This is a genomic window from Protofrankia sp. CiP1_Cm_nod2, assembly GCF_920664355.1.
In the GTDB taxonomy this organism is placed as follows: domain Bacteria; phylum Actinomycetota; class Actinomycetes; order Frankiales; family Frankiaceae; genus Protofrankia.
Map to the genome: position 1 here is coordinate 10,112 of NZ_CAKKTL010000044.1, position 12,971 is coordinate 23,082.

At 70.2% G+C, this 12,971-nt stretch carries 12 protein-coding genes and 2 pseudogenes; 4 read left to right on the forward strand and 10 right to left on the reverse strand.

What is annotated here, in order from left to right; genetic code table 11:
- Positions 1-77: 77 nt before the first annotated feature.
- On the forward strand, positions 78-863 hold the full coding sequence (locus NBW84_RS07250) for a cobalt-precorrin-6A reductase (RefSeq protein ID WP_445548658.1): 786 nt from the start codon (positions 78-80) through the stop codon (positions 861-863).
- A 159-nt stretch (positions 864-1,022) separates the two neighbouring features.
- Here the strand turns inward: NBW84_RS07250 and NBW84_RS07255 are convergent, their stop codons facing one another.
- The 5 genes from NBW84_RS07255 to NBW84_RS07275 all read right to left on the reverse strand — a co-directional run bounded on the left by NBW84_RS07255 (position 1,023) and on the right by NBW84_RS07275 (position 6,094).
- Positions 1,023-1,649, reverse strand: a complete 627-nt coding sequence (locus NBW84_RS07255; RefSeq protein WP_250282906.1) for a precorrin-8X methylmutase — start codon at positions 1,647-1,649, stop codon at positions 1,023-1,025.
- Positions 1,650-2,027: 378 nt separating this feature from the next.
- On the reverse strand, positions 2,028-3,572 hold the full coding sequence (cbiE, locus tag NBW84_RS07260; RefSeq protein ID WP_250282908.1) for a precorrin-6y C5,15-methyltransferase (decarboxylating) subunit CbiE: 1,545 nt from the start codon (positions 3,570-3,572) through the stop codon (positions 2,028-2,030).
- A gap of 213 nt (positions 3,573-3,785) precedes the next feature.
- Positions 3,786-4,127 (reverse strand): HepT-like ribonuclease domain-containing protein, encoded by a 342-nt coding sequence (locus NBW84_RS07265; protein ID WP_250282910.1) that lies wholly within the window; start codon positions 4,125-4,127, stop codon positions 3,786-3,788.
- Positions 4,117-4,428 (reverse strand): nucleotidyltransferase domain-containing protein, encoded by a 312-nt coding sequence (locus NBW84_RS07270; RefSeq protein WP_250282912.1) that lies wholly within the window; start codon positions 4,426-4,428, stop codon positions 4,117-4,119. The genes NBW84_RS07265 and NBW84_RS07270 overlap by 11 nt, the downstream gene beginning before the upstream one ends.
- Before the next feature lie 268 nt (positions 4,429-4,696).
- Positions 4,697-6,094: an 8-oxoguanine deaminase gene (locus NBW84_RS07275; RefSeq protein ID WP_250282913.1), complete on the reverse strand. Its 1,398-nt coding sequence runs from the start codon at positions 6,092-6,094 to the stop codon at positions 4,697-4,699.
- Between the two features lie 265 nt (positions 6,095-6,359).
- Between NBW84_RS07275 and NBW84_RS07280 the strand changes: the two genes are divergently transcribed.
- Positions 6,360-7,757, forward strand: a complete 1,398-nt coding sequence (locus NBW84_RS07280; protein ID WP_250282916.1) for an ATP-binding protein — start codon at positions 6,360-6,362, stop codon at positions 7,755-7,757.
- Positions 7,758-7,809: 52 nt separating this feature from the next.
- Here the strand turns inward: NBW84_RS07280 and NBW84_RS07285 are convergent.
- Both NBW84_RS07285 and NBW84_RS07290 read right to left on the reverse strand, forming a co-directional pair.
- Positions 7,810-8,151: pseudogene (locus NBW84_RS07285) on the reverse strand (transposase family protein); the annotation flags it as partial.
- Between the two features lie 14 nt (positions 8,152-8,165).
- Complete coding sequence (locus NBW84_RS07290; protein WP_250282918.1) at positions 8,166-8,666, reverse strand: SAM-dependent methyltransferase; 501 nt, start codon at positions 8,664-8,666, stop codon at positions 8,166-8,168.
- A 61-nt stretch (positions 8,667-8,727) separates the two neighbouring features.
- Here NBW84_RS07290 and NBW84_RS07295 point away from each other — a divergent pair, with 61 nt between their 5' ends.
- Complete coding sequence (locus tag NBW84_RS07295) at positions 8,728-8,997, forward strand: hypothetical protein (RefSeq protein ID WP_250282920.1); 270 nt, start codon at positions 8,728-8,730, stop codon at positions 8,995-8,997.
- The gene (locus NBW84_RS07300) at positions 8,994-9,317 is read left to right on the forward strand and encodes a type II toxin-antitoxin system PemK/MazF family toxin (protein ID WP_250282922.1); all 324 of its coding nucleotides are present in this window, start codon (positions 8,994-8,996) and stop codon (positions 9,315-9,317) included. Before NBW84_RS07295 ends, NBW84_RS07300 begins: the two co-directional genes overlap by 4 nt.
- Before the next feature lie 313 nt (positions 9,318-9,630).
- Here the strand turns inward: NBW84_RS07300 and NBW84_RS07305 are convergent, their stop codons facing one another.
- From NBW84_RS07305 to NBW84_RS07310, 3 genes and pseudogenes are all read right to left on the reverse strand, one after another.
- Positions 9,631-10,941: a serine/threonine-protein kinase gene (locus NBW84_RS07305; RefSeq protein WP_250282923.1), complete on the reverse strand. Its 1,311-nt coding sequence runs from the start codon at positions 10,939-10,941 to the stop codon at positions 9,631-9,633.
- A 1,456-nt stretch (positions 10,942-12,397) separates the two neighbouring features.
- Positions 12,398-12,532, reverse strand: a complete 135-nt coding sequence (locus NBW84_RS24135) for a hypothetical protein (RefSeq protein WP_445548290.1) — start codon at positions 12,530-12,532, stop codon at positions 12,398-12,400.
- Positions 12,529-12,971: pseudogene (locus NBW84_RS07310) on the reverse strand (ATP/GTP-binding protein); the annotation flags it as partial. The pseudogene NBW84_RS07310 and the gene NBW84_RS24135, both read right to left, overlap by 4 nt.

Consider the following 12,971-nt stretch of genomic DNA (forward strand, 5'->3'; position numbering starts at 1 on the left):
GGCCAGGCCAGGTCAGGCCAGGCAGGCCGGGCGAGCTGGGCAGGCCGGGTGGGACGGGCGGAGCGGGTGGGACGGCGGTGAGCTGGCGGGTGCTGGTGCTCGGCGGCACCGCGGAGGGCCGGCGGCTCACGGAGAAGCTGGCCGCACTGCCCGGCGTGGAGGTGATCTACTCGATCGCGGGCCGGGTGGCCGCGCCCGCCCTGCCCACGGCGGCGCGGATCCGGGTGGGCGGGTTCGGCGGCGTGGACGGCCTCGCGTCCTACCTGCGGGATGCCGGGATCGCCGCGGTGATCGACGCGACCCATCCCTACGCCGCGCTGATGACCGCCGCTGCGGTTACGGGGAGTAACGCGGCCGCGGTGCCGCTGCTGGTCGTGCGCAGGCCGGGCTGGCCGGAGACGGACGGTGACGACTGGCATCGGGTGCCGTCGCTGGCCGCCGCCGCGGCCGCCCTGGGCGGCTTCGGGGAGCGGGTGTTCCTGACCACGGGCCGGTCCGGGATCGCAGCGTTCGCCGGCTCGGATCGGCACTGGTTCCTCCTGCGTTCGATCGAGGCGCCGTCACCCCCGATGCCGGCGCGGATGGACGTCCTGCTCGAACGTGGCCCGTTCACGGTAGAGGGGGAGACGGCGCTGATGCGCGGGCATCGGATCGACGTCATCGTCACCAAGAACAGCGGTGGCCCGCTGACCGCGGCGAAACTGGTCGCCGCCCGTCACCTGGGCTTGCCCGTGCTGATGGTGGACCGCCCGCCGCTGCCACCCGGCACACCGGCCGTGGCCACCCCCGAGGACGCCGTCGCCTGGTTCACCGACTGGTCGGGGCGACCGATGGGTCATGCACCAGTTGACGACAGCGGGTGACGAAATCAGACGAAGACACGGGGTGACGACCGTCCGCCGGTCGTCGCCGAGGATCCTCAACCTGGCCGCCCAGCCGGACTGCTTCGTCCGGTCGGCCGGTGTCGGGGCGTCGGACCGGCCGGCTTGGCACTCGTCCGGTAAGGCGTTCGGCTGGCGTGGTCATTCGTCCTCGCTCGCGATCGCGTTGACGGCCGCCGCGGCCATGGCGCTGCCGCCGCGGCGGCCGTGCACGACGAGGTGCTCCAGCCGGCTGGGATGCTCCGCCAGGGCCCGTTTCGACTCGGCGGCCCCGATGAAGCCGACCGGGACGCCGATCACCGCCGCGGGCCGGCCGGCGCCGGACTCGACGAGCTCGAGCAGCCGGAACAGCGCTGTCGGGGCGTTGCCCACGGCGACCACCGCGCCGTCGAGGCGGTCCCGCCAGAGGTCCACCGCGGCGGCGGTGCGGGTCGTGGCGAGCTGGTGGGCGAGGCCCGGCACCCGGGGGTCGGACAGCGTGCAGATCACCGGGTTGTCCGCGGGCAGCCGGGCGCGGGTGACGCCCGCGGCGACCATCCGGGTGTCGCACAGAATCGGTGCTCCTGCGAGCAGCGCGGCTCTGGCCGCGTCCACCACGCCGGGTGAGTAGGCCAGGTCGGCCACCAGATCGACCATCCCGCAGGAATGGATCATCCGGACGGCGGTGCGGGCGACGCCGTCCGGCAGGCCGGTGAGGTCCGCCTCGGCGCGGATCGTGGCGAACGAGCGGCGGTAGATCTCGGCGCCGTCACGGACGTAGTCGTTCACCGGGAGCTCCGCACGGTCGTGGGCCACCCGGCGGGCCAGCGGCGGCCCAGCCGACCGGTCCGGCCCAGCCGGCCGGACCGGCCCAGAGCGACGGTCACGTAGCGCGGATCCCCTCCACGGCCGCCCGTACAGGCCATGATCGCCGCGATTTTGTTGTTGTGTACGTTTTTTGGCCGCATCAGCGTACACAACGACAAACTTGCGCCGATCTTCTTCGATGGTCGGCGTCCATCGAAGTGCGCCACCGCCCGTGGGGTGACTTAGAGTCATCTAATCGGTGCTCTAGGCGACCGAAGCGGCTCGGCGGGGCAGAGCGGCAGCGGGTGTCCGCCACGGCCAGCAGGTCCGGGACAACGGCTGCGCGTCCGGCGATGAGCGTCACGGCCGCGATTGTGTCGTATCTGGACTGTCGTTGCGTTCCGGGGCCGGCTGCCTCCCCAGCGCGGGGCCGGCGGGGCCGGCGGGGCCGGCGGGGCCGGCGGTCTTGGTCACGGCCCACTGGGTGACCGGCAGCATCGGCCGCCAGCCGGTGAAACCGCCGACCGGCGCGGCGCGGGCCACCGCCAGCCGGACGAGGTCGCCGCCGTGGCTGGCGTGCCAGCCGGCCAGCACCGCCTCCGACTCGACGGTGACCGCGCTGGCCACCAGCCGGCCGCCCGGCGGGAGCGCGGCCCAGCACCGCTCGAGCACACCGGGAGTCGTGATCCCACCGCCGACGAACACGGCGGACGGCGTGGGCAGCCCGGCGAGCGCCGCGGGGGCGGGGGAGCCGACGACCCGCAGGCCGGGGGTGCCCAGCGCGTCCGCGTTGCGCAGGATCCGCGCTGCCCGGTCCGCCCGGGGCTCCACGGCGATCGCCCGGCAGGCCGGGTGCGTGCGCATCCACTCGATCGCGATGCTGCCGGAGCCCGCGCCCACGTCCCACAGCAGTTCGCCGGGGGCCGGACCGAGCCGGGCGAGCGTGACCGCCCGCACCTCCCGCTTGGTGAGCTGGCCGTCGTGCTCGAACACGCTGTCGGGCAGGCCCGCCGTCCGCGGCAGATGCCCGGAGTCGGGCCCGGGCTCGCACTCGACAGCGACCAGGTTCAGATCGGCAACCACGTTCGGACCGGCCAGCGTCCCCAGACCGGTCGTCGCGTCCGGGTCGGCCCGCGTGTCCTGGTCGGTCAGCGCGGCGGTCGGCTCGCCGTCGTGCCGCTCGTCGCCGTGCCAACCGCCGTCACACCAGGACGCGGCCGTGCCGGTGCGGCACCGCTCGTCATCCGCGCCGAGGTTCTCCAGGACGGTGAACGGGCTGCCGCCGTAGCCGCGGCCCACCAGCAGGCCGGCGAGCGCCGCCGGGCTGTGGCCGTCCGCGCACAGCACGATCAGCCGGCGGCCGGGCTGCACGGCCGGGTGCACGGCGCTGAGCGGACGCCCGACCAGGCTCACCACGTCGACGGCGTCCATCGCCCAGCCGAGCCGGGCGCAGGCGAGCGAGACCGAGGACGGATGGGGCAGCACCCGCACCCGCCGCGCGCCGAGCAGCCGCACCAGCGTCGTGCCCAGGCCGAAGAACATCGGGTCGCCGCTGGCCAGGCAGCACACGCGGGCGCCGGCGTGCTCGGCGAGCAGCCCCGGCAGCGCCGGCACCAACGGCGTGGGCCACTCGACCCGCCGGCCGCCCACGTCGGCGGGGACCAGTGCCAACTGCCGCCGGCTGCCCATCAGCACCTGCCCGGCCCGCAGCGCCTCCCGGCCCGCCTCGGTGAGCCCGCCCCACCCGTCGGCACCCACCCCCACCACAATCACCGGCGACTGATCACCGGGACACACGGTCACTGGATCTTTCGCTGCCTTCCTGGCCGCCTCGGCCGATCGTTTCGCCGGATACCACCGCCACCCGCCACACCACGGCCGGCGCGCTAGAGCTGACCACGCCATCTACCTGGAGCTGAACATGCTGGTCAGCATGGCAGTTGGTAAGGGAACGGATTCTTGACGCTGAACTTGCGGAGATCATCGACATCCTTCGTGCCATCGCTGCGAATATCGGGTACATGGAGCGGAGCGCGCTGGAACGAGTTGGCTTACGGGAACGTTGTGAACCGTGAGTCCCTACGGTATCGGGAGGCGATGGCTCCACGAGCGGCTTCCTCAACCGCTGTCGATGATTTCTTGCATGACCCGTTCGAGTTCAGGGAGCTTCTCCTCGAGAACCTGCCAGACCAATCTGTCGTCTACTGTGGCGTAACCGTGGATGAGGATGTTCCGAAAGGCGACGATGCGAGGTGGCTCGGGTATGGCGGCGGCGATCTCGGGGGCGGCCTTGGACAGTTGGTTCAGCGCCTCTCCGATGATCTCGACCTGGCGCTCGACGGCCGCACGGAGCATTGCGTTCGACAAATAGTCCGCCAACGATTGTCCCCGCGCGAAACCGCGGGCAAGACCGGCCGCGTGCACCGCGTCCCACAGGTATTTTCGGGGGTCAGGCCGCATACAGGGACTGCCGGGTACGCATGACCTGGTCGCGGAAGTAGGGGTTGCGGATGTTCGCGACGCTGACGACGTCGACCGCGCGTCCCAGCAGTCGTTCCAGGCCTTCCTTCAGGTCGAAATAGCTGCCGAAATAGTCGAACCCCGCCTGCGCGTCATCGAATTCGACCAGTACGTCGACGTCGCTGGAGCCCACGTCGAACGAGCCACCGACGGCGGACCCGAACACGTCGAGACGTCGAACCCCGAGTCGCTGACACAGGGTCTCGATCTCCGAACGCTTCGTCTCGATGACCGGATGCACTGCCCACCTCCCGAATGAGATTCTGCCCCGCGAGCGCGGATGTCGACCGGGCGAACCGGTCACGGCCCGGGCGCACCGCTGTGGTCAAGGGAATTTTGCTCTGTTTATAACGAATAGTCCGATTTCTGGCAGGCCTGTCCGGCATCCGAGGCCGGCCTCTGAGCGCCGCCGTGAACATCGTGGGCGGAACGTGCCGGTTCAGTGGTCACCATCGAATCTGGTCCCGTGCCGACCTCCGGATGCTGGGGCCAGGGCGGGACGCCGGTCATCAGGGATTTCGCTGGATGGTGGTGGCGATCGTGCGGTGGCGGCGGAGGATGTCGTCGAGGCCGAGGTGGACGGGGGCGCCGTTCTCCACGACGGTCCTGCCTGCGACGACGGTGTGCCGGGCGGCTACCGGGCCGCAGCGCAGCCACGCCTCCACCGGGTCGGACAGGGCGCCGGCGAAGGCGATCCCGTCCAGTGGCCAGACGACCAGGTCACCGGCCGCGCCGACGGACAGCTCGCCGAGCTCGCCGGCCCGGCCGAGGCAGGCCGCGCCGCCGCGGGTGGCGATCTCCAACGCGTCCCGGGCGGACATCGCGGACGCCCCGCCGCGCAGCCGTCCGAGCAGCATCGCCGTACGCGCCTCCAGCCACAGCGAGGCGGCGTCCGCCGAGGACGAGCCGTCGCAGCCGAGGCCGACCGGCGCGCCGGCGGCCCGCAGCTGCGCGACCGGCGCCAGCCCGCCGCCGAGGATCATGTTGCTGCTCGGGCAGTGAGCGACCCCGGTGCCCCAGGCCCCGAGCCGGGCCACCTCGGCGGCGTTCGGGTGGATGCAGTGGGCGACCCAGGCGCGGTCACCGCCCCAGCCGAGGTCGCGGAAGTGCTCGACCGGGCGCCGGCCGTAGGTCGCCAGGCAGTAGTCGTCCTCCTGCGGGTCCTCGGCGAGATGGGTGTGCAGCCGCACGTCCAGCTTCTCGGCGAGCTCGGCGGTGGCCCGCATCAGCTCGGGGCTGACGGAGAACGGCGAGCAGGGCGCCAGCGCGATCCGCACCATCGCGCCGTGGGACGGGTCGTGGTGGGCGGCGACGAGGGCCGCCGAGTCCGCGAGGATGTCGTCGGGATCCTGCACGACGGAGTCCGGCGGCAGCCCGCCGTCCTTCACCGACAGTGACATCGATCCACGGGTGGGGTGGAAGCGCATCCCGAGCTCGCGGGCGGCGGCGATCTCGGCCGCGATCAGGTCCCCGGCGCCGCGCGGGTGGACGTACAGGTGGTCGGTGGTGGTGGTGCAGCCGCCCAGCGCGAGCTCGGTCAGGCCGACGTGGGCGGAGACGTACACCGCCTCCTCGTCCAGGCGGGCCCACAGCGGGTAGAGCGTGCGCAGCCAGGCGAACAGCGAACCGGACACCGCCGGCGCATACGACCGGGTGAGGTTCTGGAAGATGTGATGGTGGGTGTTCACCAGGCCGGGGGTGACCAGGCAGCTGGCCGCGTCCAGCGCGCGCCGGGCGGGCGGGGGCGGGTCGCCGGCCGCCCCGACCGCGCTGACCAGGCCGTCGGTCACCGCCACCCAGCCGCCGGGCAGCTCCCGGCGGCGGTCGTCCATGGTCGCCACCAGCTCGGCGCCGCGGACGAGCAGGTCGACCGGCCGCGGGCCGGGAGCCGGGATACGCGCGGTCATGGCATCGATTCTGCCGCGCCGGTGTCGCCCGACGGTTTCACCGCGGTGCCGTCCGACGGTTTCACCTTCGGCTCACCGAGGTGCCCCAGGGGTTGGTAACGCGGCTACCTGCCGGGCGGCGACGCACCCGCACACTCACCCTTGACGGCCCGGGCGACCGCCGGAGCGAAACCATAGCGCGCCTCGCGCAGGCTGCGATAGTTGCAGGCTGCGATAGTCGCAGGTATGGTGGAGTGGTCGATCTGCTGCCGAGGGTAGGATATTGGTGCGTTTCGTCAATCGAGTCAAGGAACTGTCCTTGCTGGACGAGTGGTTCGGGCGACCGGGACCTCAGCTTGGCGTGGTTTGGGGGCGTCGACGAGTCGGAAAGTCGCACCTGCTGGCGCATTGGGCAGCGGATAAGCGGGCTGTCTACCACGTCTCACGCAACCGAGCGCCCGACCAGGAGCTTGCCGCGCTCTCGGCGACCGCGGCTCCGGTGCTCGCGCTTGCCAATCGCGACCTGGTCAGCCGTCCGTTTCGGGACTGGGACGAGGCATTCGAGCTTTTCCGGCAAACTGCGTCAGAAGCGCCGCTGGTCGTGATCCTCGACGAGTTTCCCGAACTGGTCAGGAGCGATCCGCGTATCGAGAGCGCCCTGCGCGCGATCTGGGAGGGCATGGGCGACCATCCCGTCCGCCTGGTCCTGTGTGGCTCGGCGGTACGCATCATGGAAGCGTTGCAGGAGGAACGCGCCCCGCTCTACGGGCGGGCTACGCTTCGCCTGCAGGTTCGGCCGTTTCTGCCCAACGAAGCGGCGTTGATGCTGCCCGGTCTCGCACCCGCCGAGCGGGCCAGGGCATGGGGTGTCTGCGGTGGCATACCCTTTTACCTGGACCTGTGGGACCAGTTGTCGTCATTCCGGGACAATCTCGCGCGACTTGTCGCGAACGAGCATGGGCTTTTTCTCAACGAGGGCCAGTTGATCCTCGCCACCGAGGACTTCGCCGGCGGCCGCCGCGAACGTATCCCGGAGCAGGTGCTGCGGGCGATAGCCGCCGGGCGCACCCGGTTCGGCGAAATCAAGGACGCGTTGGGCATCGACCCAACCCGGGCGCTGGCCGCATTGGCGGACCTCGGCCTGGTCCAACGGGTGCTTCCGGTCGGGCGCAACGCGGACCCACGGCGGGCGTACTATCGGGTGGCGGACAACTTTCTGGCCTTCTGGCTGTCGATTGCGGAGCCTCGTCGAGCGGCCATCATCCAGGGTTTGGGCAACTCCGTGGCGGGCGTCATGGAAAGCGAGTTCGACAACTTCATGGGCGACCGGTGGGAGGACGCCGTACGCGCTCATCTCGTACGGACCATGGCGGATGATCTCCGGGTCGCGCCCGTGATCGAGGTCGGCCGGTTCTGGCACCAGTACGGAACCGACCCGGCAGAGATTGACGTCGCCATGCTCAGCGGGCCGACAGGACGGCTTGGCCTTGCCGCCGAGGTGAAGTGGGCCCGGCGCGAAGAAGGAAACCGTATCCTGCGCACATTGATGCGCAAGGCGCACGCCTCCAACCTGATCGGCCCGCATGACCCGGAGCCGCTGTACGTGATCGCCGCGCGCGAGGAGGTGACCGGACAGCTACCCGACGACGTGCTCCGCGTCACCACCGCCGACGTCTTCGCCTAAAGGTTGTTTCGTAACTCGCTTGGGTGTGATGCGACTGTCCGGTGGTGCTCGATCAGCCGGCCCGGCTGATGTTGTAAAGGTGGGCGATCCCGGCGGCGGTCACGGCAAGGGCGCGCGCCTGGCGGCGGTAGTCGCGCAGGATCTTCCAGGTCTTCAGCCCGGCGAGGGTGTGTTCGACGCGGGCCCGGACCGTGCGGTGCACCCGGTTCAGGTCCTGCTTCCACTCCGGTAGCGGCTGTCCGTCGACCGGTTTCCGATAAGGCATGATCACGTCTGGGTGGCCCTGGTAGCCGCCGTCGGCGAGCACGGGGCGCCCGGCGAGACGGTCTTTGATCCCGCTGGTCTGGTAGACGATCGTGTCGTTGCGGTTGCCGGCCCGCGGGTCGCCGAGGGCGAGAACGATATGGCTTATTTTTTGCGGCCTACACCGCCGTAGATCCAGACGTTGCGGTAGCCCCTGGGGCGTTTGCTGGCCGGTCGCCATGTCGGCACCTGGACGAGGCCCGGGCCCACCAGATCGCAGCCGGTGAAGAACGCGGCAATGGCGGGATGACCGCGCACGGCGAGGGGCGAGGTGGCGGTGTCGTAAACCTCGGTGGCCTGGGCCGCTGCCGCGGGTCGCAGGTCACCCGTGGCATGGGACAGCACCAGATAGCTGCCCGCCGGCAGCGCATCGAGTAGCGTCCGCACGATGCCGGTGGGGTTTTCCTCGTCGCGGATGAAGTGCACGACGGCCACGAGGAGCAGGGCCACGGGTTCGGTGAAATCGATCAGATGCCGGACGTGAGGGTGGCCCAGGATCTCGTGTGGCTTCCGCAGGTCCGCCAGCGCGGCCGTGGTCCGGCCGGTGCCGGTCAGCAGCGCGTTGGCGTGCGCGTGGACGACGGGTACCACCCCCGGGATACACATGCCCCGACCTACGCGTCCACTGGCCACCCCGGATGTTGTACATTTGTTGTACAGTGACCTCATGAGTGTCGGATTCCGCCCCACCGAAGAGGACCTCCGGATCGTTGAGGCCAACCGCCGTCAAGACGAAAAGACCAGCGACGTCATCCGGCGCGCCCTGCGACTGCTTGACCGGGAGGCGTGGGAGGTGCGTGCCCGCGAGGATATGTACCGGCTGCGGAACGAGGACCTGTCCGCCGAGCCCGATGCGTGGGAGTACGACACCAACGGCAACATCAGAATCACAGGTACGAACCTCGCGGTACCAGTCAGGTCGCAGGACCAACCGTGATTCGCGGGGCGGTGTACCCGGTGGACCTTGGCGACGCCAAGCGCGGGCATGAGCAGCGGGGTCGTCGGCTCGGCCTCGTCATGAGTATTGAGCAGAACGCGTGGTCCACGGTCACGATCGTTCCGACGTCGACCGGCGCGCAGGCGACCGCCTTCAGGCCGGAGGTGATCATTACGGGACGGTCGACCAGGATCCTGGTCGACCAGATCCGGACCATCGACAGCTCCTATGTCACGGGTGAACTCGTGGACTACCTCTCCCGCGACGACATGGCGCAGGTTGAGCACACCCTTTCGCGCTACCTCGGCCTGCTTCGCTGAGCGCATCGCCTGGCTCCCGTACATCGACCTCCCCTCGCGACCGGGCGAAGACCGAGATCCGACGCCGCCGACCCGACGGATCTGTCGCGTTGTTCTTACCGGCCCCCGGCCGAGCCGCGCGGCATGTGCAACCCGGGTACGGACCCCGGATGCAGCCCGATCATCAAAAAGATGCTGGTCAGAAGCCCGAGGGCTGTACGAGGACGATCGGTACCACCCCAGGGTTGCACACATCAAGCGACGGAAGACGGGGCTGACCGGCGTCTACCTGAATCCGGATGGTGCGACTCCGGTCGATGGTGGGGAGGAGGCACTACCGGGGCCGGGTGAGCTGATGTCCATTCTTGAAGTCGCAGGTATCCGTACTGGCGAAGCACCTCTCGTCATTGCTGGCGCTGGCGAGGGTGCGCCCGTCCGGCGCAAACGCCACCGAAATCACAGAGTTGGTGTGGCCGGTGAGGGGGGAGCCCAGCGGGCGGTTCTCTTCGGGGATGAGCTGGTGGTTCTCTTCGGGGATGAGGGTGAAGGCCAGAACAGTGCCGGTGATGACAAGCAGCACCGCGGCGGAGACGAGGGCCAGGCGGCGCTTCCGGCGGGTTCGCGGGCCACCAGGTTTCTCGCGGACGGCTGACGGGATTGCCGGTGTCGGGTCTGATGGCAGGGGGTCGGCTCGCTGGGTGGGCAGCTTGGTGAAGTTCGATGTCGCTAGTGGTACGGGTGGGCTCGTGTCAGGTGCTGGCAGGGTAGGGGCGAGTGGTTCACGGATATCCGTGGGTGCCCTCAGCGTGGCGGGAATCGTCGAGGCTGGCGTGGGGGTGGGCTGGTCGGTGGCGGCGCGGGCCAGATCGAGGGCGAAGGCGTGGGCTGAGGGGTGGCGGTCGGCGGGGTCCTTGGCCAGGGTGCGCATCACCACCGCGGCAACCGGCTCGGGCACTCCCGCGGGCGGCGGCGGCAGGACATTGAGGTGGTGGTGGATGAGCGCCGGGGCAGGCAGGGCCGGGTCGAACGGCGGGACGCCGGTCAGCAGCTCGTAGAGCATGACGCCGAGGGCGTAGAGGTCGGTGGACGCGCTGAGCCGGCCACCGAGGATCTGTTCGGGAGCCATGTAGACAGGGGTGCCGATCACCGCGCTGGCGGTGGTCGCCGACCCTTCCGCGATTTTCGCGATGCCGAAGTCGGCGACCTTGGGCAGGACGGCGGCGTCGAACAGGATGTTGGCGGGCTTGATGTCGCGGTGCAGCACTCCCTGCCCGTGGGCATAGGACAACGCGGCGGCCACCGCCAGCCCCACCGCGCAGGCCGTCTCGCCTGCCAGGTCCCGGCGACGGCGGGTCAGGGGCCCTCCGGCCAGCAGTTCCATCACGATCAGGTGAAGGTCCTCGGCAGCGAGGGCGTCATAGACCCGGACGATATGCGGGTGATCCAACGAGGCCAGCAGGCGGGCCTCGTTCCAGCTGCGCTCGGTGGCCTCGTCCTGGTCGACCGGAAGAATCTTGACGGCGACATCGCGGCCCAGCCCGCGGTGCCGGCCGGCCAGCACCAGCCCGAACGCCCCTCGCCCCAACCGGGCACCAAGCTCGTAGCCCGGCAGCGCCGCCGCGATCCGCCTCCTTGCCTCGATCATGAGACGGTCAGGGCCCCACGTCGACGACAGGCAGCATGCGCCATCTCGAATCCCCCCAAACAGGCCACCATGCGATGCATGTGATCCTACCGGCGTTCGGCACAGCGACAACCGTCCCGCCGATCCCGCCCCGCCCCGCCCCGCCCCGGACCAGGGCATGCGGTGGACATCGCCCCACAGCCGCACTCAGCTGAACGTTGCGAGACAAGCCGCGGGCCATGTGCGGGTCCGGACTGGCCGCGACACGCGCGCGGCGCGGCTGTCGGCCTCTCAGCCTTGATCGTAAAAGGCGAGCAGCTCGGCAGTACGCGCCGCCGCTTCGAGAGGGTGCCGTCCTCTCCGATCCGCCGGGGATGCTGACCAGCAGGTTGCGTGATCGTGCCGGACCGCATCCGGCTTCTTCGGGGCTGTTTCGGGGACGGCGTCATCAACGAGGGTCTGGCGGCGCGGTGGTCGGCGTACCGCGCCCGAGCCGTGCGGAGTGCGCAACGCGGGTGCGGACCAAGAAGCGGCCCGACTACCTAAAGATGCTGGTGAGACGCCTGAGCCTACGCCAGGACGATCGATACCACCCCTTGGATACACATGGCAAGTGGTGTTCGCGTGCCAGAAAGGCCGTGAGCAACGGTGGGCGCACATGTCGGTGTGCTGGGCGCGTAGACGACGGTGGTCCTGCTTGGGAGGTTAGGCGGCGGGCGGGCGCCGGGCGAGCACGCCCGCGATGAGGGTGGCGACCGCTGGCGGGACGGGTGGGGCCTCGGCAAGTGTCTCGGCCAGCCAGCGCGCCACCGCATCGACGTCCGATTCGGCATTGTGGGCGTTCTGCACTCCGGCCGGAGGGTGGGCCGTCGGTCCGTCGGTGTCCGGCCCCACTGTGGCGCCGTTCCCGCCGGTGTCCTCCGTGTCGGCCTGCGGTGGCCCGTCCCCTGTTTGCGGTGGATCGTCGCACGAGTCGGCGGGTGCAGGACGGCGGACGCGGGACGGGCGGACGCGGGACAGATCGACTACGGCACCTCACAGAACCGGCGGCGGAAATGCGGCAAATAAAAGCTAACCGGACTATCCGATACCGCCAACAGGGCGCGTTCCGTCGACCGCTTCCGCCAGCTCCCACGGTTAGATACGATGCCAATTGCGGCATGATTCCTGGCTCGCTTGGGTGGGTGTCAGATGCCGGCCGACCTGCATCGATGTGTCACCTCGGACCTACCCGATAGACAGGTAGGTGGATGGGCGGTCCGGTAGGTAAACGGACGGGCGGCCCGTAAAGGAACAGACTTTTCGGTCATTTTCCCGTAAAACAGGCAATGATATGTGACGTAGATCACACAAGACCCAGGGTGTCGGTGGTAGCCCAATCCTTCCATCGGACGAGGTTGCAGCGCGGAAAGGCGGGGGTCGCACCCCTGGGCGGGGCCGGACGACCCGAGGGAGCCTTGCGTGGGCGGTCTTGTGGTCAGCCCCCGCCGGTGCTCAGTGCGGAGATGGAGATGACGGTGACCTGGGTGGTGGAGACGGTGGTGAGGCCGTTGAACACGCCGGTCTGGCCGGCGCCGGTCCAGGTGACATTCCAGGTGACGGTGGTGGTCATGGGGAACACGCCGCCGGGCTGGTCGTCGGAGACGGTCTGGTAGGTGTGGCCGCAGTCCGGTGAGGACGCTTTCGGGTCGATGTCGGGCCGGTAGGGGGGGTACCGGGGCCGGTGCAGCGGACCTGGGCGCCGTCACCCATCGCCCAGACGACCTCGGCGGGGGTGGCGACGGCGGTCACCGACACGCCTCCGGCGGCAGCCGTGGCGGAGACGGGATGCCAGCTGCTGGGGTCGAGCCACATCCAGGTTGGGAGACGAATGAGCTGCCGGCCGGTCGGGCTGAGTGCGATCGTCGGGCCTTGGAGGCGGAGCTGGTTGCGGGCCTGTTCGGCGAGGGCCGCCGGGTCGGGGGCGGCAGCCGCCGGACCGGCCTGTCCGTCCGGTATCCAGACCGGGGGCCGGTAGAGCGCGTCGCGCCACCCGTCGTTCTGGCACTGGT

Excerpts from the sequence above, each read along its gene's own strand:
- cbiE (WP_250282908.1), bottom strand. The coding sequence starts at position 3,572 with ATGGCGTGGTCAGCTCTAGCGCGCCGGCCGTGGTGTGGCGGGTGGCGG.
- NBW84_RS07265 (WP_250282910.1), bottom strand. The coding sequence starts at position 4,127 with ATGCGGCCTGACCCCCGAAAATACCTGTGGGACGCGGTGCACGCGGCC.
- NBW84_RS07275 (WP_250282913.1), bottom strand. The coding sequence starts at position 6,094 with ATGACCGCGCGTATCCCGGCTCCCGGCCCGCGGCCGGTCGACCTGCTC.
- NBW84_RS07290 (WP_250282918.1), bottom strand. The coding sequence starts at position 8,666 with ATGTGTATCCCGGGGGTGGTACCCGTCGTCCACGCGCACGCCAACGCG.
- NBW84_RS07295 (WP_250282920.1), top strand. The coding sequence starts at position 8,728 with ATGAGTGTCGGATTCCGCCCCACCGAAGAGGACCTCCGGATCGTTGAG.
- NBW84_RS07305 (WP_250282923.1), bottom strand. The coding sequence starts at position 10,941 with ATGATCGAGGCAAGGAGGCGGATCGCGGCGGCGCTGCCGGGCTACGAG.
- NBW84_RS24135 (WP_445548290.1), bottom strand. The coding sequence starts at position 12,532 with ATGACCACCACCGTCACCTGGAATGTCACCTGGACCGGCGCCGGCCAG.